This window comes from Pseudonocardia thermophila (assembly GCF_900142365.1).
Classification (GTDB): domain Bacteria; phylum Actinomycetota; class Actinomycetes; order Mycobacteriales; family Pseudonocardiaceae; genus Pseudonocardia; species Pseudonocardia thermophila.
Genome location: NZ_FRAP01000006.1, coordinates 48,753 through 72,994 on the forward strand (window position 1 = coordinate 48,753; position 24,242 = coordinate 72,994).

27 protein-coding genes are annotated in these 24,242 nt (G+C 73.0%); 13 read left to right on the top strand and 14 right to left on the bottom strand.

The annotated features are described in order from the left end of the window. The first annotated feature begins 2 nt into the window (after positions 1 to 2). Positions 3 to 134 (top strand): hypothetical protein, encoded by a 132-nt coding sequence (locus BUE41_RS32400; protein WP_268794458.1) that lies wholly within the window; start codon positions 3 to 5, stop codon positions 132 to 134. After that, positions 131 to 751: a heme-binding beta-barrel domain-containing protein gene (locus tag BUE41_RS09475; protein WP_084754653.1), complete on the top strand. Its 621-nt coding sequence runs from the start codon at positions 131 to 133 to the stop codon at positions 749 to 751. The genes BUE41_RS32400 and BUE41_RS09475 overlap by 4 nt, the downstream gene beginning before the upstream one ends. An 83-nt stretch (positions 752 to 834) precedes the next feature. Here the strand turns inward: BUE41_RS09475 and BUE41_RS09480 are convergent, their stop codons facing one another. Beyond that, positions 835 to 1,437 carry a TetR/AcrR family transcriptional regulator gene (locus BUE41_RS09480; protein WP_234997121.1) on the bottom strand — a complete coding sequence of 201 codons (603 nt, stop codon included), beginning with the start codon at positions 1,435 to 1,437 and terminating at the stop codon, positions 835 to 837. Positions 1,438 to 1,524: 87 nt separating this feature from the next. On the opposite strand from BUE41_RS09480, the gene BUE41_RS09485 reads away from it, so the two are divergent. Next, positions 1,525 to 2,937, top strand: coding sequence for an FAD-dependent monooxygenase (locus tag BUE41_RS09485; RefSeq protein WP_073456662.1), 1,413 nt, complete (start codon positions 1,525 to 1,527; stop codon positions 2,935 to 2,937). A gap of 1 nt (position 2,938) precedes the next feature. Here the strand turns inward: BUE41_RS09485 and BUE41_RS09490 are convergent, their stop codons facing one another. Continuing rightward, complete coding sequence (locus BUE41_RS09490; protein ID WP_143172065.1) at positions 2,939 to 3,463, bottom strand: hypothetical protein; 525 nt, start codon at positions 3,461 to 3,463, stop codon at positions 2,939 to 2,941. A gap of 44 nt (positions 3,464 to 3,507) precedes the next feature. Continuing rightward, a complete protein-coding gene (locus BUE41_RS09495; RefSeq protein ID WP_073456664.1) occupies positions 3,508 to 4,398 on the bottom strand; it encodes a DivIVA domain-containing protein in 891 nt (296 codons plus the stop codon). A 108-nt stretch (positions 4,399 to 4,506) separates the two neighbouring features. Here BUE41_RS09495 and BUE41_RS09500 point away from each other — a divergent pair, with 108 nt between their 5' ends. The 3 genes from BUE41_RS09500 (at position 4,507) to BUE41_RS09510 (ending at position 7,651) form a co-directional block, all read left to right on the top strand. Then, positions 4,507 to 4,932 carry a Fur family transcriptional regulator gene (locus BUE41_RS09500; protein WP_073456665.1) on the top strand — a complete coding sequence of 142 codons (426 nt, stop codon included), beginning with the start codon at positions 4,507 to 4,509 and terminating at the stop codon, positions 4,930 to 4,932. Between the two features lie 17 nt (positions 4,933 to 4,949). Next, entirely contained in the window at positions 4,950 to 5,999 is a 1,050-nt protein-coding gene (gene ygfZ / locus BUE41_RS09505; protein WP_073456666.1) for a CAF17-like 4Fe-4S cluster assembly/insertion protein YgfZ, read from the top strand. Between the two features lie 443 nt (positions 6,000 to 6,442). Beyond that, a complete protein-coding gene (locus BUE41_RS09510; RefSeq protein WP_234997122.1) occupies positions 6,443 to 7,651 on the top strand; it encodes an MFS transporter in 1,209 nt (402 codons plus the stop codon). On the opposite strand, the gene BUE41_RS09515 is transcribed toward BUE41_RS09510, so the two are convergent. Continuing rightward, on the bottom strand, positions 7,606 to 8,430 hold the full coding sequence (locus tag BUE41_RS09515; protein ID WP_073456668.1) for a DUF8083 family protein: 825 nt from the start codon (positions 8,428 to 8,430) through the stop codon (positions 7,606 to 7,608). The two genes, BUE41_RS09510 and BUE41_RS09515, sit on opposite strands and share 46 nt — an antisense overlap. A 187-nt stretch (positions 8,431 to 8,617) precedes the next feature. On the opposite strand from BUE41_RS09515, the gene BUE41_RS09520 reads away from it, so the two are divergent. From BUE41_RS09520 to BUE41_RS09535, 5 genes are all read left to right on the top strand, one after another. After that, positions 8,618 to 8,821: a DUF3073 domain-containing protein gene (locus BUE41_RS09520; protein ID WP_073456669.1), complete on the top strand. Its 204-nt coding sequence runs from the start codon at positions 8,618 to 8,620 to the stop codon at positions 8,819 to 8,821. Positions 8,822 to 9,026: 205 nt separating this feature from the next. Next, positions 9,027 to 9,188 carry a hypothetical protein gene (locus BUE41_RS30710; RefSeq protein ID WP_159444884.1) on the top strand — a complete coding sequence of 54 codons (162 nt, stop codon included), beginning with the start codon at positions 9,027 to 9,029 and terminating at the stop codon, positions 9,186 to 9,188. Between the two features lie 210 nt (positions 9,189 to 9,398). Beyond that, complete coding sequence (locus tag BUE41_RS09525) at positions 9,399 to 10,076, top strand: NUDIX hydrolase (RefSeq protein ID WP_073456670.1); 678 nt, start codon at positions 9,399 to 9,401, stop codon at positions 10,074 to 10,076. A 20-nt stretch (positions 10,077 to 10,096) separates the two neighbouring features. Further along, the gene (locus BUE41_RS09530) at positions 10,097 to 10,555 is read left to right on the top strand and encodes a helix-turn-helix transcriptional regulator (protein WP_073456671.1); all 459 of its coding nucleotides are present in this window, start codon (positions 10,097 to 10,099) and stop codon (positions 10,553 to 10,555) included. Between the two features lie 10 nt (positions 10,556 to 10,565). Continuing rightward, complete coding sequence (locus BUE41_RS09535) at positions 10,566 to 10,994, top strand: VOC family protein (protein WP_073456672.1); 429 nt, start codon at positions 10,566 to 10,568, stop codon at positions 10,992 to 10,994. A gap of 52 nt (positions 10,995 to 11,046) precedes the next feature. On the opposite strand, the gene purM is transcribed toward BUE41_RS09535, so the two are convergent. From purM to purS, 7 genes are all read right to left on the bottom strand, one after another. Beyond that, positions 11,047 to 12,141, bottom strand: coding sequence for a phosphoribosylformylglycinamidine cyclo-ligase (purM, locus tag BUE41_RS09540; RefSeq protein ID WP_073456673.1), 1,095 nt, complete (start codon positions 12,139 to 12,141; stop codon positions 11,047 to 11,049). A gap of 38 nt (positions 12,142 to 12,179) precedes the next feature. After that, positions 12,180 to 13,709 carry an amidophosphoribosyltransferase gene (gene purF / locus BUE41_RS09545; RefSeq protein WP_073456847.1) on the bottom strand — a complete coding sequence of 510 codons (1,530 nt, stop codon included), beginning with the start codon at positions 13,707 to 13,709 and terminating at the stop codon, positions 12,180 to 12,182. Between the two features lie 115 nt (positions 13,710 to 13,824). Further along, the gene (locus tag BUE41_RS09550) at positions 13,825 to 15,945 is read right to left on the bottom strand and encodes a putative bifunctional diguanylate cyclase/phosphodiesterase (RefSeq protein WP_084754658.1); all 2,121 of its coding nucleotides are present in this window, start codon (positions 15,943 to 15,945) and stop codon (positions 13,825 to 13,827) included. Positions 15,946 to 16,085: 140 nt separating this feature from the next. Further along, positions 16,086 to 16,430, bottom strand: coding sequence for a sterol carrier family protein (locus BUE41_RS09555; RefSeq protein WP_073456674.1), 345 nt, complete (start codon positions 16,428 to 16,430; stop codon positions 16,086 to 16,088). Further along, on the bottom strand, positions 16,427 to 18,685 hold the full coding sequence (gene purL, locus BUE41_RS09560) for a phosphoribosylformylglycinamidine synthase subunit PurL (RefSeq protein ID WP_073456675.1): 2,259 nt from the start codon (positions 18,683 to 18,685) through the stop codon (positions 16,427 to 16,429). Before purL ends, BUE41_RS09555 begins: the two co-directional genes overlap by 4 nt. A gap of 52 nt (positions 18,686 to 18,737) precedes the next feature. Next, a complete protein-coding gene (gene purQ, locus BUE41_RS09565) occupies positions 18,738 to 19,412 on the bottom strand; it encodes a phosphoribosylformylglycinamidine synthase subunit PurQ (protein ID WP_073456676.1) in 675 nt (224 codons plus the stop codon). After that, positions 19,409 to 19,642 carry a phosphoribosylformylglycinamidine synthase subunit PurS gene (purS, locus tag BUE41_RS09570; protein WP_073456677.1) on the bottom strand — a complete coding sequence of 78 codons (234 nt, stop codon included), beginning with the start codon at positions 19,640 to 19,642 and terminating at the stop codon, positions 19,409 to 19,411. Before purS ends, purQ begins: the two co-directional genes overlap by 4 nt. 62 nt (positions 19,643 to 19,704) lie before the next feature. On the opposite strand from purS, the gene BUE41_RS09575 reads away from it, so the two are divergent. Then, complete coding sequence (locus BUE41_RS09575) at positions 19,705 to 20,655, top strand: NAD-dependent epimerase/dehydratase family protein (protein ID WP_073456678.1); 951 nt, start codon at positions 19,705 to 19,707, stop codon at positions 20,653 to 20,655. Positions 20,656 to 20,688: 33 nt separating this feature from the next. Beyond that, on the top strand, positions 20,689 to 21,312 hold the full coding sequence (locus BUE41_RS09580; protein WP_073456679.1) for an MBL fold metallo-hydrolase: 624 nt from the start codon (positions 20,689 to 20,691) through the stop codon (positions 21,310 to 21,312). Positions 21,313 to 21,346: 34 nt separating this feature from the next. Here the strand turns inward: BUE41_RS09580 and BUE41_RS09585 are convergent, their stop codons facing one another. From BUE41_RS09585 to BUE41_RS09595, 3 genes are read right to left on the bottom strand one after another with little or no spacing between them, the layout of a single operon-like run. Next, on the bottom strand, positions 21,347 to 22,174 hold the full coding sequence (locus tag BUE41_RS09585; RefSeq protein WP_073456680.1) for a phosphoribosylaminoimidazolesuccinocarboxamide synthase: 828 nt from the start codon (positions 22,172 to 22,174) through the stop codon (positions 21,347 to 21,349). A gap of 41 nt (positions 22,175 to 22,215) precedes the next feature. Then, positions 22,216 to 23,628 (bottom strand): adenylosuccinate lyase, encoded by a 1,413-nt coding sequence (gene purB / locus BUE41_RS09590; protein ID WP_073456681.1) that lies wholly within the window; start codon positions 23,626 to 23,628, stop codon positions 22,216 to 22,218. A gap of 11 nt (positions 23,629 to 23,639) precedes the next feature. Continuing rightward, positions 23,640 to 24,242: a TetR/AcrR family transcriptional regulator gene (locus BUE41_RS09595; protein ID WP_073456682.1), complete on the bottom strand. Its 603-nt coding sequence runs from the start codon at positions 24,240 to 24,242 to the stop codon at positions 23,640 to 23,642.

Here is a 24,242-nt window from a genome sequence, read left to right on the forward strand (position 1 = left end):
GCGTGCAGTGGTTGTACACCGGTCTGTTGATCGTGGCCGGCGCCGGGACGGCGGCCTACACGGGCTTCCTCCTGCGCCGGCTGTTCACCCTGGAACCGGCCGTTCCGCCCGCCGGTGAGGAGCCGCAGGCATGACCGATCCCGACGCCCCCGGGTCCCTGCCGAAGCCGACGAACGCCGCGCCGGACGCCCCGCAGCGCAACCGGCCGCGCTTCGAGGACCTGCCGATCCCGGACGACACGGCGAACCTGCGAGAGGGACCGGACCTGCACGAGGCCTGCGTGGGCCTGCTGCCCCTCATCGGGGTGTGGCGCGGCGCGGGCGAGGCGGTCTACCCGACGATCGACGGGCCGTTCACGTTCGGCCAGCAGATCGTGTTCTCCCACGACGGCCGGCCGTTCATCGCCTACGAGTCCCGCTCGTGGATCCTCGGCCCGGACGGGGAGGTCGTGCGTCCGGCAGCCCGTGAGTCCGGGTTCTGGCGACCGCAGCCGAACGGCGAGCTGGAAGTGCTGATCATCCACAACACCGGCATCGCCGAGGTCCTCTACGGCAGGGCCCGCAACCTCACGTCGTGGGAGTTCGCCTCCGACGCAGTGCTGCGCACCGGCTCGGCGAAGGAGGTCGCCGCGTCGCAGCGGCTGTACGGCATCGTCGAGGGCGGAGACCTGGCCTACGTCGACGAGCGGGCGATGATGGGCCAGACCATGCAGCCGCACCTCTCCGCGCGGCTGAGCCGCATCGCGGGGTGACAGCCCGCCCCGAATCCCCACGAACGGCACTTCCGTGAGCACCGCTGCTCACGAAAGTGCCGTTCGTCGCGTTCAGCTGGCTCTCACCCCCTGCCCGCGATGCCGCTGTGCAGCATGGTGGTGAGCAGCTCGATCGCTTCCTCGTCGCTGGGTGGTGGGCCGCTGCCGTCCCCGCCCGCGGCGAGCCACGTCCACGCGAACTGCTCGAGCAGCGCGTTCATCGCCGAGACCACCAGGCGCGGCTCCCCGGGCAGGTTGCGGACGGTCTCGAGGTGCTCCTGCATGTGCAGGCCGTCCTCCCGGGTGAGCTGCTGGACCAGGCTGCGCAGCTCCGGATCCGACTGCGTGGCCTCGCGCAGCGCCACCATCACCGGCAGGTGCTTGCGGTAGAACCGCCAGAACGACGCGACGTGGAAGCGCACGGCCTCGCGGTCGGTGAAGTCCGTGCTGTGCTCGGGCTCCTGGGAGATCGCGTCGCCCTCGGCGAGCACGTCGGTCAGCAGCGCCCGCAGCAGCGCCTCCTTGCTGGGGAAGTGGTTGTAGAACGAGCCGGCGGCCCGACCGGCGGCCGACGTGATGTCGGTGATCTTGGTGTTGGTCCAGCCGCGCTCGGCGAAGACGCGGCGGGCCGCGGCCTTCAGCGCCGCCTCGGTCTCGGCCGCGCGCTCCTTACGGCTCGTGGTCACCCCGGCACCTCCTTGACAGCAGACCGTACCCACCGGCATCCTGAACTCCAATTCACCGAATCTATTTTCACTGAATGGAGCGTCACTATGCAGGTGCTCATCGCCGGGGCCGGCCCGACCGGGCTCACCCTCGCCATCGACCTCCTCCGCCGCGGCGTCGACGTCCGCCTCGTCGACCAGGCCGAGACACCGTTCACCGGCTCCCGCGGCGACGGCCTGCAGCCGCGCACGCTGGAGGTGTTCGAGGACCTCGGCGTGCTCGACGCCGTGCTGGCCGCGGGTGAGCTGCCCAAGCCGATCCGCGCCTACCGCGGGCACGACGTGCTCTTCGAGAAGCACATGGGCGAGATCAGCGAGCCGCGGCCGGACGTGCCGTACCCGAACGGACTGATGCTGGGCCAGTCCCGGACCGAGGAGATCCTGCGCGCCCGACTCGCCGAGCTGGGCGGCACGGTCGAGTTCGGCACGGCGCTGGTCGCCTTCGAGCAGGACACCGACGGCGTCACCGCCATCCTCACCTCAGCTCGCGGTACCGAGACCGTGCGAGCGGATCACCTCGTCGGCGCCGACGGCGGCCGCAGCACCGTCCGCAAGGCGCTCGGGGTGCCGTTCGTCGGCGTGACGGACGAGTCGATCCGCATGCTGATCGGCGACGTGTCCGCGGACGCGCTGGACCGCGAGCACGTGCACTGGTTCGGCGATCCGGCGAAACCGCGGGAAGGCGTCGTACTGAGCCCGCTACCGGGCACCGACCAGTTCCAGTTCGCCGCGCCGCTCGATGGCGAGCCGACCCTGGAGGGGCTGCAGGCGCTGCTCGACCGCGCGTCCGGGCGCACCGACATCCGGCTGCGCAACCTCACCTGGTGCACGGTGTGGCGGCCGAACGTGCGGCTCGCCGCGCAGTTCCGCGTCGGACGGGTGTTCCTCGCCGGCGACGCCGCGCACGTGCACCCGCCGACCGGCGGCCAGGGCCTCAACACGGGCGTGCAGGACGCGTACAACCTCGGATGGAAGCTCGCCTCGGGCGACTCCGCACTGCTCGACACGTACGAGGCCGAGCGGCGGCGCGTCGCGCAGGAAGTGCTGGAGCTGTCCACGCGGATCATGCGCCGTTACACCGACGGCGCGGAGAACGCGCACGAGCGCGGCGCGGAGACCAGCCAACTCGGCATCACCTACCGCACCGCGCCCGCGTCGGCCGGAACCGTCTTCGTCGGCGACCGCGCGCCCGACGCACCGCTGCGGACCGCGGACGGCGCTCCGGTGCGGCTGTTCGAGCTGTTCCGCGGGCCGCACGCGACCACGCTGGCGTTCGGTGTAGCTGCCCCGGCAGGGCCGCACTCGTGGTCGATCGCGCCGGCCGGGGCCACGGTCCCCGGGGCGCTGGTGGACGTCGACGGCCACGCGCACCGCGCCTACGGGGCCGCCCCGGGCACGGTCGTCGAGGTGCGCCCGGACGGCTACATCGGCGCCTACCGGGTGACCGAGCCGGCGGCGTGAGTCAGCGGGAGAGCAGGGCCCGGACCTCGGCGGCGGGCAGCCCGGACAGCGACGCCAGCTGATCAGGCTCCAGCCCGGCGGCGGCGAGCTTGGCGAGGTGCTCGCGCACCACGCTGCGCTCGTGCGAGAGGGCCTCGCTGAGCCGGGACAGCTGCGCCGAGCTGGCCTCCAGCGCGGCCGCGGCGCCGACGGTGCGAACCGGGTCGTCGAGGAGCACGGCGAGCAGCCGGTCACGGGCGTCGCCGCGCGGGGCGGGGCGCTTGGCGAGCGCTCGGGACAGCGCAGCGGCCAGCGGGGCGCTGGATCCGGCGATGTCGGGCGCTACCGGGACGGGTTCGGCCCGGGCCTCGGGGACCGGCTCGGGCGTGGCCGGCGCGGAGGCCGCGACGGCCTGCGCGGTCGGCCGTGCCGCGTCCCGCCGAGCCCGCCGCCGCAGCACCACGACGGTCACGCCGGCCAGGATCAGCAGGACGGCGGCGCCGACAGCGAGCGCGACCAGCACGCCCGTCGACGGAAGCCATGACATGGCTTGGCAGCGTACTCAGCGGCGATGACGCAGTGCTACCAGGTTCACCCGGATCGTGACGATGAGTGAGCCTCGGCTTCGCTCGGCTTCTCGGCGGCGCGCTCGGCCTCGGGCCGCACCGCGGCGACCTTCACCGTGACGTCCACGCTCGACGGGTCCTCCTTGCCGCCTGCCCGGTTCTGCTCGGCCGGCGGGGCAGTGTCGGCGACCGTGACGGCCGCCGTCGGCGGAGCCGGATCCGCCGAACCGTTGCGGAGCGCGCCGTTGGTGCCGTGCGGGACCGCCGCACCGTTCGCGGGAACGGGCTCGGGGACCGCCGGTGCGGCGGCCGTGACGTTCGGGTCGGCCGGGGCCTGCTGCGGGCCGGTCGGCGCCTGCCGAGCGATCGGCGACGGAGCCGAGCGCGGCGTGGGCGACGGGCGCGGCTTGCCGTCCCGGCGGGTCGGCGACGGGCTGCCGTTCCGTATGACGGGCGCCATCTTCGCCGTCGGCGCGCTGAGCATGTTCTCCAGCTGGCCGCGCAGCCGGTTCAGCTCGGTGATCATGATGTCGCGCTGGCGGACCAGGTCGGCCACCTCGGCGCGTGCGGCCTGCAGCTCGGAGCGGGCGGTCTCGTGCGCCTTCCGGCGGATCTCGGCCGCCTCCTCCTCCGCGGCCTGCAGGATGCTCTGCATGCGGTCGCTGAACGTCCCGACGACGTCGGGCTCGCCGGGCCGGGCGGCCGACGGGTTGCCGTTGGGGTCGCTCGCGGGGATGCCGGCCTGCGCGGGCGAGACGATCGGCAACGGCTGGCTGCGCACCGCCTCGAGGTCCGCCCGCAGCCGGCCGATGATCCGCTGCAGCCGGGCCACGTGCTCGTCGACCTGACGGCGGTCGTAACCGCGGAGGACGACGTCGAACCGCGGCGCGCCGGAGCCGCCCCCGTCGTTCGTCATCGACTACCCTCCATGATCGCGGGAACCAGGGCCGCGCCGTCGCGAGTAGCGAGCATACCGATCGTCGCGCCGTTCGTCCGGTTCCGGTGCCGGGCCTACCATCGCCTTGTGGACACCTCGCTGCGCACGACCCTCCGGGAGCGAGGGCTGCGCATGACCCCGCAGCGGCAGCTCGTCCTCGACGCGGTCCGGGTGCTCGGCCACGCCACACCCGAGCAGATCTGCAGCCGGGTGCAGGAACAGGCACCGGTCAACATCACCACGATCTACCGCACGCTGGACCTCCTGGAGAGCCTCGGGCTGGTCCGGCACACCCACCTCGGGCACGGGGCGCCGACCTACTCGGAACGCGAGCACCAGCACGTCCACCTGGTGTGTCACGCCTGCGGCGAGGTCACCGAGGTCCCCACGGAGCTGTTGTCGGGGCTCGCCGAACAGCTCCGCGAATCGTCCGGGTTCGAACTGGACGCCACGCACGTCGCGTTGTCCGGCACGTGCCGCGACTGTCAGGACGGAACGAGGTCGGAATCGTGACACTGCCCGCACACGACATGGACGCCGGTGTCCCGGCGCACCGCGGCGATCCGCTCGCGGAGCAGCGGGCGATGGCCCGTTCGGCGGCCGTCGTCGACCGCAGTCACCGCGGTGTGATTCTCGTCTCTGGCGAAGACCGGCTGTCCTGGCTGCACCTGCTCGTCACCCAGCACGTGGCGGAGCTGCCGGCCGACACGGGCACCGAGGCGCTGATCCTCGACGCCAACGGACGGGTGCTGCACCACATGGTCATGGCGCACGTGGCTGAGGCCGTCGCGCTGGTGACCGAGGCGGGCGACGTGCCGGAGCTGCTCGACTACCTGCGCAAGATGGTCTTCTGGTCGAAGGTCGAGCTGCGCGACGCGACCGCTGAGCTCGCTGTGCTCGACGTCGTCGGGCCGGAGACCGCCGGTGTGCTCGGCGAGGCCGGCCTGCCCGTGCCGGAGCGCCCGCTGGCCGCCACCGGGCTGTCCGGCGGCGGGTTCGTGCTGCGGATGCCGTGGCCGGGCCCGGACGCGGCCGAGATCGTCGTGCCGCGGGCGGAGGCGCAGAGCTGGTTCATCCGGCTGTCCGACGCCGGCGCCCGCCCCGCCGGGACGATCGCGTTCGAGGCGCTGCGGGTGGAGGCTGGGCAGCCGCGGGTGCACCTCGACACGGACGAGCGAACGATCCCGCACGAGGTCGGCTGGATCGGATCGGCGGTGCACCTGTCGAAGGGCTGCTACCGCGGCCAGGAGACGGTCGCCCGGGTGGCGAACCTCGGCCGCCCGCCGCGCATGCGGGTGCTGCTGCTGCTCGACGCAGGCGACGAAGAGCTGCCGGTGCCCGGCGACCCGGTGCTGCGCGATGGCCGGGTGATCGGCCGCGTCGGCACCGTGGTGCAGCACCACGAGCTGGGCCCGATCGCGTCAGCGCTGGTCAAGCGGAACACCCCGGCCGAAGCGGACCTCGTCGCGGGCGAGGGCGACCGGGCCGCCCCGGCCCGCATCGACCCCGACTCGATGCCCGCCGACCCGGGCGAGCCCCCGCCCGGCCGCGCCGCTCAGCTGCGGGGCGGCCTGCGCTGACGCCCGGCGAGCGAGTCCCGCGTCCCGTCCGGGCAAGTCCAGCGAACGGCCGCGCGAGTCGCGCGTCAGGGCGGTGAGTCGCGCGTCAGGGCGGTGAGTCGCGCGTCCCGTCCAGGCGAGTCGCGCGTCCCGTCCAGGTGAGTCGGCCGGGTGAGTCCGGCGAGCAGCCGCGCGAGTCCTGCCCCCGGTCGGCAGGGCGGGGCGCTCGGTCCCGCGGTGCGCGAGTACGGAGGTCGAGCTCGGCGAGTCCGAGCCCCGCCCGACGACGAGGAACGCACGCCTCACCTGCCCAGTCGCGCGACCCGCCGGCCCAGTCGCGGGACTCGCCCGACGACGTGCTGGACTCGCCGGCCGGGATATGCGACCCGCGGCCGTGCGACGCCCGTCTCTCATGATCCGGGAGACCTACCTGCACGCCGGGAGCCCGGCGTAGCGTCCGGGACATGCCCCGACCGGATCGCTATCGCTGGGTGGTGCTCGCCGTCGGGGCGGCCGCGCAGGCGGCGACCTCCGCGTACTTCCTCGGCCTCGCCTCCATCACCCCGGCCCTGCGCGTGCACTTCGGCCTGGACCTGCCCGGGGTCGGGACCCTGCTCGGCACGATCGCGCTCGGGCTGGTCCTGACGCTGATCGCGTGGGGCTCCGCGGCGGACCGGTTCGGCGAGCGCGGCGTGATGACCGTGGGCCTGCTCGGTGCTGCGATCGCGCTCGGCGCCGCCGCCGTCGTGCCGAACCCGGCGGCCGTGGGTCTGCTGCTCGCCCTGGCCGGCGCGAGCGGCGCCTCGGTCAACTCCGCCAGCGGCCGGGCCGTGCTCACGTGGTTCCCCGCCGAGCGCCGCGGCTTCGCGATGTCGATCCGCCAGACGGCGGTGCCGGTGGGCGGCGGACTCGCGGCGCTCGTCCTGCCGGGCCTGGCCGACACCGCCGGGGTCCCGGCCGCGTTCGCCGCGCTGGGGGGCTTCTGCGCGGTCGCCGCCGTTGCCGTCGCGATCTGGGTGACCGAGCCGCCCGGCTCGCCTGCCCGCGGAACGGCTGAGCGCGCGGGGTTCAGCGTGGTGCTGCGCAACCGGCGCCTGCTGCTGCTCTCCGTGGCCGCGTTCTCCCTGGTGATCCCGCAGTCCATGGGCTTGACGTTCCTCGTGGAGCTGCTGCACGACAGCGCCGGGTTCAGCCCCGCCGTCGCGGCCGCGGTCCTCGCCGGCGTGCAGGCGCTCAGCGTGGTCGGCCGGCTGAGCAGCGGGCTCTGGTCGGACCAGGTGGGCAGCCGCCTGGGCCCGCTGCGGATCACCGCCGTGGTCGTCGCCGCCGCGTTCGCCCTCGCCGCCGCGCTCGAACCCGGGCCCGCGGCGCTGTTCGTGATCGTGCTCGTGCCGGCCGTGGCGATCTCGGCGAGCTGGAACGGGCTGGTGTACGCCGCCGCGGGCGAGCTCGCCCCGCCGGGGCGGGCGGCCACCGCCATGGCCGTGTCGAACACGGCCGCGTTCGTCTCCGCCGCGGTCGGGCCGATGGTCGGCGGCGTCATCGCGCACGCCGCGGGCTGGCCGGCGATGCTCGCGTGCGGGGCCGTCGTGGCCCTGCTCGCACGCCTCGCGCTGGCCGGCGGGCGTCAGGACGCGCGTTCGCGCGCCGCGACCTCCGTCCAGAAGTCCTGAAGGGCCGCGTAGGCCTCCGCGGCCGCCTCGGCCTCGCCGTCGACGAGAGCCTCCAGGGCCGCCGCGGCGTGCTCGGCCGACCGGTCCGCCGCCAGCTCCTCGTCGGTCAGCACGGTCGCGATGCCGCCGTAGTCCAGCTCGACGACGGCGTCGTCGGCGAACCGGTCGAGCCAGTTGCCCGTCTCGGCGAGCACCTCGGCGGGGCCGTCACCGGTGGGGGACTCGCCCAGTGTCTCGCGGATCACCGTCTCGGCGAGATCGACGCGTTCCCGCGCGTCGGTCATCGACACGGTCCACCACACCCGCCGGGGCTCCCGCTGCACCTGGCGCTGGTCCTGCTCGACGAGCACGAACCACGGCAGCGGCACCGTCCAGCCGGCCGAGACCACGTGCGCGGCGCCGTCGCCGATCTCGGCGATCGCGGCTTCGGCGAGCCGGCGCGCCGTCCGCACCGGGATCGGCAACGCCGACGCGGCCAGCAGCGGTGTGACCGAGTCGAGGAACGCGATGAGCGCGGCACCGGCCCGCGGGCGCAGATCCAGCGGGCACACGCGCGCCACCCCGTCCGGCCACGTGGTGGCGAGCACCTCGACCCGCCCTTCGGGCAGCACCCGCTCCCGCAGCACGGCGCGCAGGGCGAGCTCCCGCTCCAGCGCGCCCGCCGCCGTCGCGTCGACGGGCCCGCGCTCGTACGCCTCGCGCACCGCGTCGCCGGCGGCACCCTGGAAGACCCGCAGGGGTTCGTAGACCCGCAGGTAGGACAGGATCGGCACCGGCACGGTCGACGATCGTGCCAGCCCACCCCCGTCACCCGATCGGCGCGTGTCGCAATCCACGGGGCCGTAGTGCCGATGCCGCGTCGCACACATGGCCGTCCGCAAGGTACGGTGGTGTCAGGACATTGATGAGATGAACGGGGCCGCCGATAACTACGGCCGCCCCTTCCCTGTGTAAGGGGGACCAGCCATGGGGCGCGGACGAGCCAAGGCCAAGCAGACGAAGGTGGCCCGCGAGCTCAAGTACAGCACCCCCAAGATGGACCTGGACGCGCTTCAGCGGGAGTTGAGCAGCAGCGGGTCGGTTCTCCGCCAGGACGAGACCGGGGACGAGTACGACGACCCCTATGCGCCTGCTGACTACGAGGACGACAGCAACAGCAACCGTCGGTAGTCGAGGCGAGTCCGGCATCTCCACCTTCTCGTGACGGGTGGTGCGCTGCCGTTCGCTCATCCGAGCGAACGGCAGCGCATCGACGAGCACGGACGTGAGTCAGATCTCACCCACTGGTGACACGTTCCGACTCGTTGATTCGATTACCCGCACGTGAACGGAGCGTCACGACTGACGCTCCGGCGGCCCATCCCGGGAGGTGGAGATGATCAGCATCGCCGTGTCGTCGCGGTCCCTCGCCGCTGCGCGGGCGATCGATCCCAACGTCAACGCCGCCGCCGTGCACGCCGCGGTCCAGGCCGCGCTGGCGGAGCACCTCCGGCAGACCGGGGCGCACCGGGCGCAGCAGCCCCGCCCGTCGAACTGACGGCGCGGGTCGCACCCGGGTCGAGCGCTGCACGGTCGTCGACGGTCCACATCGGTCGGCAGTCGACGGCAGAGGACGATGAGACGTTCGTCACGCCGCGCGGCGCCGCCTGGCCGATGACCGCCCCGAGCGGCGGACCGCTGTCGATCTCCGCGGACCCGTCCGGTATATCGTCATCCCGACGATATGACTGACGTCAGGATGACGAGGATGCGAGGCAACCTCTTCGCCGTGGCCGTCGACCTGGTGGTGCTGACGGTCCGCGCGGGGGAACTGGTGACACTGCTGGTCGAGCGCACCGTCCCACCGTTCGAGGGACAGCTCGGGCTGCCGGGCGGCTTCGTGCTGCCGCACGAGGACCTCACGGACACCGCGACGCGCGAGCTCGTCGAAGAGACCGGGCTGACGCTCACCTCGCACCACCTGGAGCAGCTCGCCAGCTTCGCCGCTCCGGGGCGCGATCCGCGCGGCCGAGTGCTGTCGGTGGGCTACCTCGCGCTCGTCCCCGATCTGCCCGATCCACAGGCTGGCCCGGGCGGTGCACCGAGTGCCTGGTACCCGGTGGCCGACGTGAAGGGGCTCGCGTTCGACCACGACACGATCCTCGCCGCCGGCGTGGAACGGGCCCGCGCGAAGCTGGAGTACACGACGCTCGCCGCGGCGTTCTGCCCGCCCGAGTTCACGGTCTCGCAGCTGCGGAAGGTCTACGAGGCGGTGTGGGGCGTGACGATCGACCCGCGCAACTTCCAGCGCAAGGTCACCAGCACGCCCGGTTTCCTGATCCCGACGCAGCAACGGGTCAGCAGCGGCCGCGGCCGCCCGGCTCAGTTGTTCCGGCGCGGACCGGCCACGAGCCTGCACCCGCCGATGCTGCGCACCGACGGCTGACCCGCCCTACACTCGGGGCGATGAGCGCTCCGACCCGCAGGGTCCCGGGCGACCTCCTGGTGCACCTGCGACGCGCCCGCGACCACATCGACCGGCACTACACCGAACCGCTCGACCTGGAGTCGGTCGCGGCCGTCGCCGGGATCAGCAAGTACCACTTCCAGCGGCTCTTCACCGCCACCTACGGGGTCTCCCCCGCGGCGCACCTCACCCGCAGGCGCATCGAGCGCGCCCAGGACCTGCTGCGCGCCACCAACCTCACGGTGACCGAGGTCTGCTGCGCAGTCGGGTTCTCCAGCCTGGGCTCGTTCAGCAGTCGGTTCCGGGAGCTGGTCGGCGAGTCCCCCAGCGAGTTCCAGCGTCGCTGGGCCGCCGCGGGCGCCCCGCGCATCCCGGGCTGCTTCGTGTTCATGTGGGGGCTGGCGGAGCGCCGCAACAGCGCAAGTGCGGAGAAGCGGGCGGAGCCGCGGCAGCCGTAGCGTCCCACGCATGATCACCGCAGTGTCCATCGTCAGCGTGTTCGTGAAGGACGTCGACGCCGCGAAGGAGTTCTACACCGACGTCCTCGGGTTCTCCGAGCACACCGACATCACCCTCGGCGACGGGTACCGGTGGTGCACCGTGCGCTCGGCGACCCAGCCGGAGCTGCAGGTCCACCTCACCGAGCCCGGCCCGCCGATCCCGGACGACATGGTCGCCGCGATCAAGCGCGCCCAGGACGCCGGCGACATGTTCGGCTTGGGCATGCACGTCGACGACTGCCGCAAGACCTACGAGGAGCTGCGGGAGAAGGGCGTGGAGTTCATCCAGCCACCGCAGGACCGGCCGTACGGCGTGGAGGCCGTCGCCCGTGACAACTCCGGCAACTGGATGGTCCTCGTCGAGCCGAAGCCGTTCACCCCGGCCGACTTCGAGTAGGCCGTACGCGCGACCCGCCGGGCGAGACGCGGGACTCGCCCGGCGGGGAGCCTCAGAAGCGCGGGTGTTCGCCCACCAGCTGCACCCGGGCCCCCGGCGTGCCGTCGGTGTCCTTCGTCGCCCTGCGGACCTCGCCCAGCACCCACGCGGGCACGTGGCGGGCAGTGAGGACGGCGAGGGCGCGGTCGACGTCGTCGGCCGGGAGGATCGCGACCATACCGACGCCCATGTTGAACGTCTTCTCCATCTCCGCGCGCTCCACGCGGCCGCGGGCGGCGATGAGCTTGAACACGGGCGCCGGGGTCCAGGAGCTGCGCTCCACGACGGCCTCCAGGCCGGGCGGGAGGACGCGCTCGAGGTTGCGGGCCAGCCCACCCCCGGTGATGTGCGCGAACGTGCGCACGCTGGTCTCGGCGGCCAGCGTGAGGCAGTCCTTGGCGTAGATGCGGGTGGGGATGAGCAGTTCCTCGCCGAGGGTGTGCCCGAACTCCTCGACCTGTCCGCCGAGCGGCATCCGCGCGATCTCCAGCAGCACGTGCCGGGCGAGCGAGTAGCCGTTGGAGTGCAGGCCGGACGAGCCGAGCGCGACGAGCACGTCGCCGGGGCGGACGTTCTCCGGGCGCAGCATCTTGCTCGCTTCGACGATGCCGACGCCGGTGGCGGAGATGTCGTAGCCCCCCTCGTCCATCAACCCGGGGTGCTCGGCCGTCTCACCGCCGAGCAGGGCGCAGCCGGCCTGCTGACAACCCTCCGCGATGCCCTTGACGATCGCGGCGATCTTCTCCGGGACGACCTTGCCGATGGCGATGTAGTCCTGCAGGAACAGCGGTTCGGCACCGCAGACGACGAGGTCGTCGACGACCATGGCGACCAGGTCGAGCCCGATCGTGTCGTGCTTGTCCATGGCCTGGGCGATCGCGACCTTGGTGCCCACGCCGTCGGTGGAGGAGGCGAGGACGGGCTCGACGTACTTGTTCAGCTTGACGGCGAAGAGCCCGGCGAACCCGCCGATGCCGCCGAGCACCTCCGGCCGCGACGCCTTCTCGGCGTACGGGCGCAGCGCGTCGACGGCGCGTTCACCGGCGTCGATGTCGACCCCGGCGGCGGCGTAGCTCGCCCCGGGGCCCTCCGGCGTGGACGGTGACATGGCGGTGCGGTCACTCCTTGCGTGTGGGGAGCTGGGGGTCAGGACCGGCGCAGCGCGTCGACCGCGCCTGAGCCGACCGAGAGCGGTCCGGGATCGCCGGACTCCGCCCCGGACGCCGTCGGCACCGACGGCGACAGCTCCAGCAGGTGCTTGCCGAGGCGGGCCGCGTCGGGCAGCGGGATCGGGTAGTCGCCGTCGAAGCAGGCGGCGCACAGCCGGCTGCGCGGCTGCTCGCTCGCCGCCACCATCCCCTCGACGGAGACGTAGCCCAGCGTGTCACACCCGATCGACCGCCGCACGCCCTCCTCGTCGAGGTTGTTCGCGATCAGCTCGGCGCGGGTGGCGAAGTCGATGCCGTAGAAGCAGGGCCAGCGCACCGGCGGGGACGCGATCCGCACGTGCACCTCGACGGCGCCGGCCTCGCGGAGCATGCGCACGAGCGCCCGCTGGGTGTTGCCGCGCACGATCGAGTCGTCGACGACGACCAGGCGCTTGCCGCGGATGATTTCGCGCAGCGGGTTGAGCTTGAGCCGGATGCCGAGCTGGCGGATGGTCTGGCTGGGCTGGATGAAGGTGCGCCCGACGTACTGGTTCTTGACCAGGCCCTGGCCGTAGGGGATGCCGGAGCCCTGCGCGTAGCCGATCGCGGCCGGGGTGCCGGACTCCGGTACGGGGATCACGAGATCAGCGTCGACGGGGTGCTCCTGGGCGAGCCTGCGGCCGATCTCGACGCGGGCGGCGTGCACGGAGCGGCCGGCGATCGTCGTGTCCGGGCGGGCCAGGTAGACGTACTCGAAGACGCAGCCCTTCGGCTCGGGGCTCGCGAAGCGGGTGCTGCGCAGCCCGTCCTCGTCGATGGCCAGCAGCTCGCCGGGCTCGACCTCGCGCACGAACGAAGCGCCGACGATGTCGAGGGCCGCGGTTTCGCTGGCGACCACCCAGCCGCGCTCCAGCCGGCCGAGCACCAGCGGGCGCACGCCGTGCGGGTCGCGGGCGGCGTAGAGGGTCTGCTCGTCGGCGAACACCAACGAGTAGGCGCCGCGCACCCGCGGCAGGAAGCGGGTGGCTGCCTCCTCCAGGCCGACGTCTGCCGCGGTGGCGGCGAGGATCTCGGTGAGCAGATCGGAGTCGGTGGTGGCGGCGATCTTCGACTGCTGGGCGGCACCGGAGGCCACCAGCTGGGCGACCTCGTCGCGCAGCTCGGCGGTGTTGACGAGGTTGCCGTTGTGGCCGAGCGCGATGCCGCTGCCCGCCGCGGTGGTGCGGAACGTGGGCTGGGCGTTCTCCCACACCGACGAGCCGGTGGTGGAGTAGCGGCAGTGCCCGACGGCGAGGTGGCCGCGCAGCGAGGAGAGCGTCTGCTCGTCGAAGACCTGGCTGACCAGGCCGAGCTCCTTGAACACCACGATGCGCCGGCCGTCGGACACAGCGATGCCGGCCGACTCCTGGCCGCGGTGCTGCAGCGCGTACAAGCCGTAGTAGGTGAGGTTGGCCACGTCCTCACCCGGCGCCCACACGCCGAAGACCCCGCACTCCTCCCGTGGCCCGGGATCGGCTGAGACATCCAGATCGTGGTTGCTGTCGAGATCGTCGTCGAGGTGGCGGTTCCGGTCGGAACTCGGGCGCACGACACGCTCCTGGAGACGGCAGCTGGTCAGTGACCGCGCGCGTCGTCGGCGCACGTCACGTGCTGAGCCTACGCCGGAACTCGCTCGGAACCCACTGACCGGGACCAGGGTCACCGAACCACCGGCCCTGGCCGACGTCACATCCCAGCTCCGTGAGCCGGCGCACCTGGACGGGCGTCTCCACCCACTCGGCGGTGACCTCCAGCTCCAGCGCGTGCGCCATGTCGATCAGCGCTTTGACGATCGAGCGGTCGACGCGGTCGGGCGAGGGCTCGCGCAGCCCCTTGATGAACGATCCGTCGATCTTGAGCATGTGCACCGGCAGCCGGCGCAGCCAGGAGAAGCTCGAGTAGCCGGTGCCGAAGTCGTCGAGAGCGACCCGGACCCCGGTCTCGGAGAGCGCGGTCAACGACGCCAGCGCGGTGGCCTCGTCGACGAGCACGGCCTGCTCGGTGATCTCCAGCTGCAGCTTCGCCGGCGGCAACCCGGTGGTCGCCAGGATGTCGATGACGTCGTCGATCCAGTCCGGGGAGGCGAGCTGCACCGGGGAGACGTTCACGCTGACGTAGGGCGCGTCGTCGCCCAGCTCGTGCCACCAGCGCGCGGCCTGGGCGCAGGCCTCCTCCAGCACCCACCGGCCGAGCGGGACGATCGCGCCGCTCTGCTCGGCGAGCTCGATGAACCGCCCCGGCCCGATCAGCCCTTCGTCGGGGTGCTGCCAGCGCACCAGCGCCTCCGCCCCGCGCAGGACCCGGGAGTCCATCGACACCAGCGGCTGGTAGGCGAGGCGGAACTCGCCGCGGCCGATCGCCCCGCGCAGGCCGGAGAGCAGGGCGAACCGTTTGGCCTCCCCGGCGTCGCGGCGATGGTCGAACTCGACGCGCCGCCCGCCGCCCATCGAGCGGGCCCAGGAGCAGGCCACCTCGGCGGCGCGGGTCAGCTCGGCCGCGGTGGTGCTGGCCGTGGCGGAGTACGCAACACCGATGCTGGCGGTGACGCCGACCGGCCGGTCTCCGATCATGAACGGCACCGAGAGCGCGTCGAGGAGCCGGTCGGCCAGCTGCACCGGCTCGCACCGGTTCTCGGGATCGGCCATCAGCACCAGGAACTGGTCGGCGCCCGCCCGGGTGAGCAGGTGCTGGCCCGCCACCAGCTGCATCCGCCCGGCGACGGCCATGAGCAGCCGGTCGGCGCCCGCGGAGCCGAGCGTGTCGACCAACGTGGAGAACCCGTCGAGATCGACGACGCAGAGCCCCACCGTCCGCGACCCGCCGTGGAACGCGCGGTGCAGCCACTTCTCGGCCTGCGCCTCCCCGGGCAGCTGGGTGAGCTGGTCCCGGCCCGCTGCGTGGACGAGCCGCGCGACCCGGGACTGGCGCTCCGTGATGTCCTCGACGAGCGTCTGGACGTAGGCCGGTGCGCCGTCCTCACGGCGGATCATCGAGGCGATGACGTGCGCCCAGAACACGGACAGATCGGGGCGCACCAGCCGCACGTCGGCCCGTACGACCTCCGACTCGCCGCTGATGAGCCGCTGGTGCAGGCGCAGCACCTCGGCGAGGTCGTCGGGGTGCACGAAGTCGGTGAACGGGACGTCGGTCCCGTTGATCCCGAACAGCTTGCGCAGCGCGGGGTTGCCGACGAGCGTGCCCTCGTCGAGGGAGACCAGCCCGATGCAGTGGGCGGCCTGCTCGAACCCGGCGCGGTAGCACCACTCGTCGATCCCGTCGGCGAGCGGATCGGTGCTCGGGGTGTCGGCGCCCGCCTCGCCGTAGGCGCGGGCGAAGCCGGCGGCGACCTCGGCGAGCACGGCGGCCAGCCGGCTGCTCCCGGTCCGGTCGACGGTGCCCAGCAGGACCCACTCCTCGGCGCGCAGCAGCGTGAGGCTCGTGGCGAGCACGTCCTCCGGATCCTCCATGCCCTCCACGACGCCGTAGGCGAACAGGTCGGCGCCGATGGCGCGCCCCCTCGCAGATGTGAAGGGCTCCGTCCGGACGGCTGCGGCGATCCGGCGCAGCAACGACTCCAACCGACTCGCCCGAGCGGAGTGCTCACCCGGGAGGACGGCGTCCCACCGCGCCGCGAGCCGGGCGAGGCGTTCGGTGGCCACGCGCGGCATCGGGGATTGCGGCATGCGGAAGGACGGCGCGTCGGTCATGTCGTGGATGTGCGTCACGCCACCTGCCTCTCGCCCGATCGAGGGGTCCAAAGGGCCAAGTGTGGTCGTGGGAATGCTGATACGCCACCTCGACGAGTGGCTCTTCACTCTACCGGGTGGCTACATCCGATGGCTCACAGTAGTCGGATCGAGTGATGTCACAGCAACGGAAGGTGAGCGGCGACCTCCCCGGCCCGCGGTCCGGAGGCCCACACCTTCCGCTGGGCGAGCGCATCGGACCAGCTCATCCGGCCCGTCGCGAGGGCGAGCCAGGTCCGTGGATCGGTCTCGACCACGTTCGGCGGAGTCCCCCGGGTGTGCCGCGGCCCTTCGACGCACTGCACTGCTCCCCACGGCGGAACCCGGACTTCCACACTGCGCCCCGGGACGGCGGCGGCGAGCGCCGCGAGGCTCTCCTTCACCGCCGCACGCAGCACGGACCGCTCCGGCTCCGGTCCACCGTCGAGCCAGGCCAGCACCGGGGCGAGCGAGTCGGCCGTCATCCGAAGAGCGCGGGGAGGGTCGACTCCCACGCGGTGCGCAGCTCGTCGAGCGGCAGCTCGCCGACGCCGTCGATCACCAGCGCGGTGCCTCCGGTCGTGCCGAGCACCCGGGCCGGCACCCCGGCCTCCGCCGCCGCGGCGAGGGCCGCTTCGGCCTGCTCCGAGGCGACGGTGACGAGCACCCGGGCCGCGGACTCCGAGAACAGCGCGATGAACGCATCGTCACCGGGCAGGGTGACGGATGCACCTGTCCCCCCGATGAGGCAGGACTCGACCAGAGCCTGGGCCAGCCCGCCGTCGGACAGGTCGTGGGAACCGGTGAACAGCGCCTTGGCCCCGGCGAGCAGCCGGGCCAGCCGCTGCTCGGCCGCCAGGTCGACCGCGGGCGGGCGGCCGCCCAGGTGACCGTGCGCCACGTGGGCCCACTCGCTGCCGCCCAGCTCCGCGCGGGTCTCGCCGAGCAGGATCACGGTGTCGCCCGACCGGCGGAACCCGATGGGGATCCGCGTCGCGACGTCGTCGAGCACACCCAGCACGCCGACCACCGGGGTGGGCAGGATCGCGGTGGCCCCGGTCTGGTTGTAGAAGCTCACGTTGCCGCCGGTCACCGGGATGCCCAGCTGCGCGCAGCCGTCGGCCAGCCCGTGCACGGCCTGCTGGAACTGCCACATGACGTGGGGGTCCTCGGGCGAGCCGAAGTTGAGGCAGTCGGTGACGGCCACCGGCACGGCCCCGGACGTCGCGACGTTGCGGTAGGCCTCGGCGAGCGCCAACTGGGCACCGGCGTACGGGTCGAGCGCGACGAAGCGGGCGTTGCAGTCGGTCGACACGGCGATGCCGCGCCCGGTCTCCTCGTCGACGCGGACCACGCCGGCGTCGGCGGGCTGGGCGGCGGCGGTGTTGCCGCGCACGTAGCGGTCGTACTGGTCGGTGACCCACGCCCGGCTGCACAGGTTCGGCGAGGCCGCCATGCGCAGGATCTCCGCGCGCAGGTCGGCGGGCCGCGGCAGGTCGTCCGGGGCGTTCGCCACCAGCTCGTCCTGCGCAGCGCTGCGGGCGATCGGCCGCTCGTAGACGGGGCCGTCGTGGGCGACGGTGCGCGGCGGCACGTCGACGACCACCTCACCGTGCCAGGTGATGACGAGCCGGTCGCCGTCGGTCACCTCGCCGATGACGGTGGCGAGCGTGTCCCACTTGCGGCAGACGGCCAGGAACTCGTCCACGTGCTCGGGGCGGACCACGGCGCACATGCGCTCCTGGGACTCGCTGGACAGGATCTCCGCCGGGGTCATCCCCGCGGCCCGCAGCGGCACGGCGTCGAGGTTGATGTGCATGCCGCCGTCGCCCGCGCTGGCCAGCTCGGACGTGGCGCAGGACAGGCCCGCCCCGCCCAGGTCCTGGATGCCCACCACGAGGCCGGCGCGGTAGAGCTCCATGCAGCACTCGATGAGCACCTTCTCGGTGAACGGGTCGCCGACCTGCACGCTCGGCAGCTTCTTGCGCCCGGGTCCGCCCTCGTCGGAGAACGTCTCGCTGGCCAGGACGGACACGCCGCCGATGCCGTCGAGGCCGGTGCGGGCACCGAACAGGATGATCTTGTTGCCGACGCCGGACGCGTGCGCCAGGTGCAGGTCCTCCTTGCGCATCGCGCCCACGCACAGCGCGTTGACCAGCGGATTGCCCGCGTAGCAGCGGTCGAAGACGACCTCGCCACCGATGTTCGGCAGGCCGAGCGAGTTGCCGTAGCCGCCGATGCCGGCCACCACGCCGGGCAGCACGCGCCGGGTGTCCGGGGCGTCCGCCGGGCCGAACCGCAGCGGGTCGGCGACGGCGATCGGGCGCGCCCCCATCGCCAGGATGTCGCGCACGATGCCGCCGATCCCGGTCGCGGCGCCCTGGTACGGCTCCACGTACGAGGGGTGGTTGTGCGACTCGACCTTGAACGTGACCGCCCAGCCGTCACCGATGTCGACCACTCCGGCGTTCTCACCGATGCCCGCGAGCATCCGGGCCCGCATCTCCTCGGTGGTCGTCTCGCCGAAGTAGCGCAGGTGCACCTTCGACGACTTGTACGAGCAGTGCTCGCTCCACATCACCGAGTACATCGCCAGCTCGGCGTCGGTGGGCCGGCGACCGAGGATCTCCCGGATGCGGGCGTACTCGTCGTCCTTCAGGCCCAGCTCCCGGTAGGGCTGCGGCTGGTCGGGGGTCGCGGCGGCGTTCGCGACGGTGTCGGCGGGCGCAACGGTCGTCACGCGACGAGCCTACGTCCCTGTTCGGAGAGCCCGACGGGGTGAGGCGGACGACTCACGCGGCCGCCAGCACACCCAGCAGTGACCGGAACAGCCCCAGCCCGTCCGTCGAGGGGCCGGTCAGCTCGTCGATGGCGTGCTCGGGGTGCGGCATGAGCCCGACGACCCGCCCGTCCTCCGAGCAGACGCCCGCGATGTCGTTGAGCGAGCCGTTGGGGTTGCCGCCGGCGTAGCGGAACACCACCCGGTTCTCCGCCTCCAGCCGCTGCAGGGTGGCGGCATCGGCGTGGTAGCGGCCGTCGATGTTCTTGACCGGCACGACGATCTCGTCGCCGACGGAGAAGTCGCGGGTCCACGGGGTCGCGGTGGTCTCGATGCGCAGCCGCTGGTCGCGGCAGACGAAGTGCAGCCCGGCGTTGCGCAGCAGCGCACCCGGCAGCAGGCCCGCCTCGCAGAGGATCTGGAACCCGTTGCAGATGCCCAGCACCGGCATCCCGACGCGGGCGGCGTCGATCACCGACTGCATGATCGGCGCCATGCTGGCGATCGCCCCGGCGCGCAGGTAGTCGCCGTAGCTGAACCCGCCGGGCACGATGACCGCGGCCACGCCCTGCAGGTCGGAGTCGGCGTGCCACAGCGCCACGGGCTCGCCGCCTGCCCGGCGCACCGCGCGGGCGGCGTCGCCGTCGTCGAGCGTACCGGGGAACGTGATGACACCGACGCGCGTCATACCCGCGTCACCACCCAGTCCTCGATCACCGGGTTGGCCAGCAGCTCGCCGGCCACCTTGTGCAGGGTCTCGTCGTCGACGGTGTCGTCGACCTCGAGCTCGAAGTGCTTGCCCTGCCGCACGTCGGAGATGCCGGAGATGCCCAGCCGGACCAGCGCTCGGTGCACCGCCTGGCCCTGCACGTCGAGGATCTCCGGCTTGGGCATCACATCCACCACGACTCTCGCCACGGTGCCTCAGCGTACGGCGAACACCGTTGCCGCCGGTCACCGCAGTCCGTGACGCTGCTTGCATGCGCGTGCTCGTCCTGGGCGGAACCCGGTTCCTCTCCCGCGCCGTCGCGGTCGCCGCGCTCGCCCGCGGCCACGAGGTGGTGTGCGCGGCCCGCGGCGAGTCCGGACCCGCGCCCGCCGGGGCCGCCCTCGTCGCCGTCGATCGGGACCAGGGCCTCGGGCCCCTGGTTGGCCAGCGGTTCGACGCCGTCGTCGACGTGGCGCGGATGAACGTCCGCTGGGTGCGCGACGCGCTGGCCGGGATCGCGGCTCGGCACTGGACGTTCGTGTCGTCGGTGAGCGTGTACGACGCCGGCGGGGCGCTGCTGCCGCCCCAGGAGGACGCCGAACCGGCCGATCCGGACGGCTACGGCAAGGTCAAGGTGGCCAGCGAGGACGCGGTGCGCGCGGCCCGCCCGGACGCGCTGATCGTGCGAGCGGGGTTGATCTGCGGGCCCGGGGACCTCAGCGACCGGTTCGGTTACTGGCCGGCCCGGTTCGCCCGCGGCGGCCGCGCCGTCGTGCCGGACGTGCCCGACCAGCCCTGCCAGATCGTCGACGTGCGCGATCTGGCCGAGTGGATCGTCCGCTGCGCCGAGGACGGCACCGGCGGCACGGTCGACGGGGTGGGCCCGCGCTCGACGCTCGGCGCGGTGCTCGACGAGGTCGCCGCCGCGGTCGGGGCGCCCGATCTGGAGCGGGTTCCGGTCGCGCCGGACGTGCTGCGCGCGGCCGGGATCGAGTACTGGGCCGGGCCGCGGTCGCTGCCGCTGTGGCTGCCGCCCGGCCACCTCGGCATCGCCTCGCACGACCCCGGCCCGGCCGCGGCCGCGGGACTGGTCTGCCGGCCGGTCGCGGAGACGGCCAGGGCAACCCTGGAGCACGAGCTGGCGCTGGGCCCGGACCGGGACCGCCGCGCCGGGCTCACCGCGGACGACGAGGTGGAGCTGCTCGCCCAGGTGCCTGCCTGAGCCGACCCGAAGCCCCGGTGCCACGCTTGACCCGTGCAGATCACCCACTACGGCCACGCATGCCTGCTGCTGGACACCGGCGCGGCCCGGCTGCTGATCGACCCGGGCACGTTCGCCACGGGGTTCGAGGAGCTGACCGGGCTCGACGCGATCCTGGTCACCCACCAGCACTACGACCACCTGGACACCGAGCGGCTGCGCCCGCTGCTCGACGCCAACCCGGACGCGCGGCTGATCGTCGACAGCGGCACCGCCGCCGGCCTGGACGTGCCGCACGAGGTCACCGCACCAGGGGCGACGCTGGAGATCGCCGGGGCGCGGGTGGAGGTGCTCGGCGGCGACCACGCCGTCATCCACCCGGACATCCCGATCATCCCCAACAACGCCTACCTCGTGGACGGCACGCACCTGCACCCCGGTGACGCGTTCGTGGTGCCGCCGAACCCGGTCGACGTGCTGTTCGTGCCGTCGGGTGCGCCGTGGCTGAAGATGTCGGAGGCCGTCGAGTACACGCGGACGGTCAAGCCGCGCACGATCGTGCCGATCCACGAGGCCGTGTGGTCGATGCTCCAGCTGCCGTACAACCTGCTGAACAACCTCAAGCCGGAGGAGAGCACGTTCACGGTGCTGGAGCGCGAGGTCCCCACCACGCTCTGAGCGCCCCGGAGCCCGGACTCACCGGCCGCGGGGCCTACCAGGTGCGGCCGGTGATCCGCTCGTAGACCTCGATGTAGCGCTGCCGGGTCGCCGCGACCACGTCCGGCGGGATCTCCGGGCCGGGCGGGTTGCGGTCCCAGTCGAGGGTGGCCGACCAGTCGCGCACGTACTGCTTGTCGAACGAGTACTGCGGGCCGCCGGGCTGCCACCGGTCAGCGGGCCAGAACCGTGACGAGTCCGAGGTCAGCACCTCGTCGGCGAGCACGATCGTGCCGTCCGGCGCGAGCCCGAACTCCAGCTTCGTGTCGGCCACGATGATGCCCCGCTCGGCCGCGAGCGCCGCGCCCCGCGAATAGACGGTGAGGGTGAGCTCCCGCAGCTTCGCCGCGGTCTGCGCGCCGACCAGCGCCTCGGCGTCGGCGAAGGTCATGAACTCGTCGTGCTCGCCCACCGGGGCCTTGGTGGTCGGGGTGAAGATCGGCTCGGGCAGCTTGGAGCCCTCGACGAGCCCGGGCGGCAGCTCGACGCCGGAGACGGAGCCGTGCTCCTCGTACTCCTTGAGCCCCAGCCCGGCGAGGTAGCCGCGGGCGATGCACTCGATCGGCAGCATCTCGAGCTTGCGGCACCGCACAGCCCGCCCGGCCCACTCCTGCGGCACGTCGGTGCCCGAGATGACGTGGTTGGGGATGTCGGACAGCTGCTCGAACCACCACAGCGACAGCTGGGTGAGCAGTTTGCCCTTGTCCGGGATCGGCGTCGGCAGGATGACGTCGTAGATCGAGAGCCGGTCGGACGCGACGAGGATCAGCTCGTCCCCGTCGGCGTAGACGTCGCGGACCTTGCCCTGGTGGACGAGCTTCACAGTGCCATCCCCTCCCCGCCTCCTTCGTCGGCTTCCAGCACCTACAGTGTGGTTCCCGGTGTGTAGGCGGCCGCCTCCGGCGAGGCGTCGACGATCTCGGCGGCGCGGCGCACGACGTCCTCGACCTGAGCGGTGGCCGCCCCGGTGAACGTGAGCGGATCGGAGAGCAGCCCCTCGAGGTTCGGGTTGCCGAGCCGCTCATCGGCGGCCAGGCGGGCCAGCAGGTCGTTCTCGGCCTGGCCCTTCTCCCGCATGGCCAGCGCGACGTCGACCGCGTGCTCCTTGATCACTTCGTGCGCGGTCTCCCGGCCGACGCCGTTGCGCACCGCGGCCATCAGCACGGCGGTGGTGGCGAGGAACGGCAGGTAGCGGTCCAGCTCACGGGCGATCACCGCGGGGTAGGCGCCGAAGTCGTCGAGCACCGTGAGCATCGTCTCGAACATGCCGTCCAGGGCGAGGAACGCGTCGGGCAGCGCGACGCGGCGCACCACCGAGTCGGAGACGTCGCCCTCGTTCCACTGCGCGCCGGCCAGCTCGCCGACCATGCCGGCGTAGCCGCGCAGCAGCACCATCATCCCGTTGACGCGTTCGGTGGAGCGGGAGTTCATCTTGTGCGGCATGGCCGACGAACCCACCTGGCCGGGCCGGAACCCCTCGGTGGCCAGCTCGAACCCGGCCATCAGCCGGATGGTCGTGGCCAGCGACGACGGGCCGGCGGCGAGCTGCAGCAGCGCCGTGACGACGTCGAGATCGAGCGATCGCGGGTAGACCTGCCCGACGCTGGTGAAGACGTGGGAGAAGCCGAGGTGCTCAGCGACCCGGCGCTCCAGCTCGGCGAGCTTGGCGGAGTCACCGCCGAGCAGGTCGAGCATGTCCTGCGCGGTGCCCATCGGGCCCTTGATGCCGCGCAGCGGGTAGCGGGCGCGCAGGTCGTCGAGGCGCTGGAGGGCGATCATCAGCTCTTCCGCCGCCGACGCGAAGCGCTTGCCCAGCGTGGTCGCCTGCGCGGCGACGTTGTGGCTGCGCCCGGCCATGACCAGCTCGGAGTACTCGGCGGCGCGGCGGGCGAGCCGGGCGAGCACGGCGACGGAGCGGTCGCGGACGTGGTCGAGCGAGAGCCGGATCTGCAGTTGCTCGACGTTCTCGGTGAGGTCGCGGCTGGTCATCCCCTTGTGGATGTGCTCGTGCCCGGCCAGCGCGCAGAACTCCTCGATGCGGGCCTTCACGTCGTGCCGGGTGACGCGCTCCCGCGCGGTGATCGACTCGAGATCGACCTGGTCGACGACCCGCTCGTAGTCCTCGATGACGCCGTCGGGCACCTCGATGCCGAGATCGCGCTGGGCCTTCAGCACCGCGATCCACAGCTGTCGCTCGAGCACGATCTTGTGCTCCGGCGACCAGAGGTGGACCAGCTCCGGGCTCGCGTAGCGCGCGGCCAGCACGTTGGGGATCACGTCCGCACAGGCTACAGCTGTGACGCCTCTCCCTGTGACGCGGACAAGCTGCGCAGCAGCACCTCCCGGGCGGCGGCCCGCGGATCGGGGTCGGACTCGATCAGCGCCGAGAGCACCGCCCCGTCGACCAACGACACGAGATCGCGCAGCCCGGTCTCGTCGAGCACCCGCCCGCCGCGCCGCAGGATCGCGTCCAGCAGCGCGTCGAGCTCGGCCCGCTGCTCGCGCATCAGCGGGGCGAGGTAGGGCCGCCGCCCGGCGCCGACGAGCCGCTCGTAGCGCAGCAGCACCGCGCTCAGCCCGCCCTCCCGCGACTCGGGGCCCAGCAGCAGGTCCAGCACCAGCTCCGCGACGGTCGCCGCGTCCAGCTCGCCCTCGGGCAGCGCCGCGAGCTGTGCCCGGCCCTCGTCCAGCTCGTCGCGGCCGGTGCGTTCGACAGCGGCGGTGACCAGCTCCTCCAGCGAGCCGAAGTAGTACGTCGTGGACGCCAGCGGCAGCCCGGCCCGCTCGGCGACCGCCCGGTGGCGGACGGCGTCGAAGCCGCCGGCGCGCAGCAGCGCGGCGGCCGCGGTGACCAGCTCCTGCCGCCGTCGTTCGCCCTTGGCGGTGCCCAC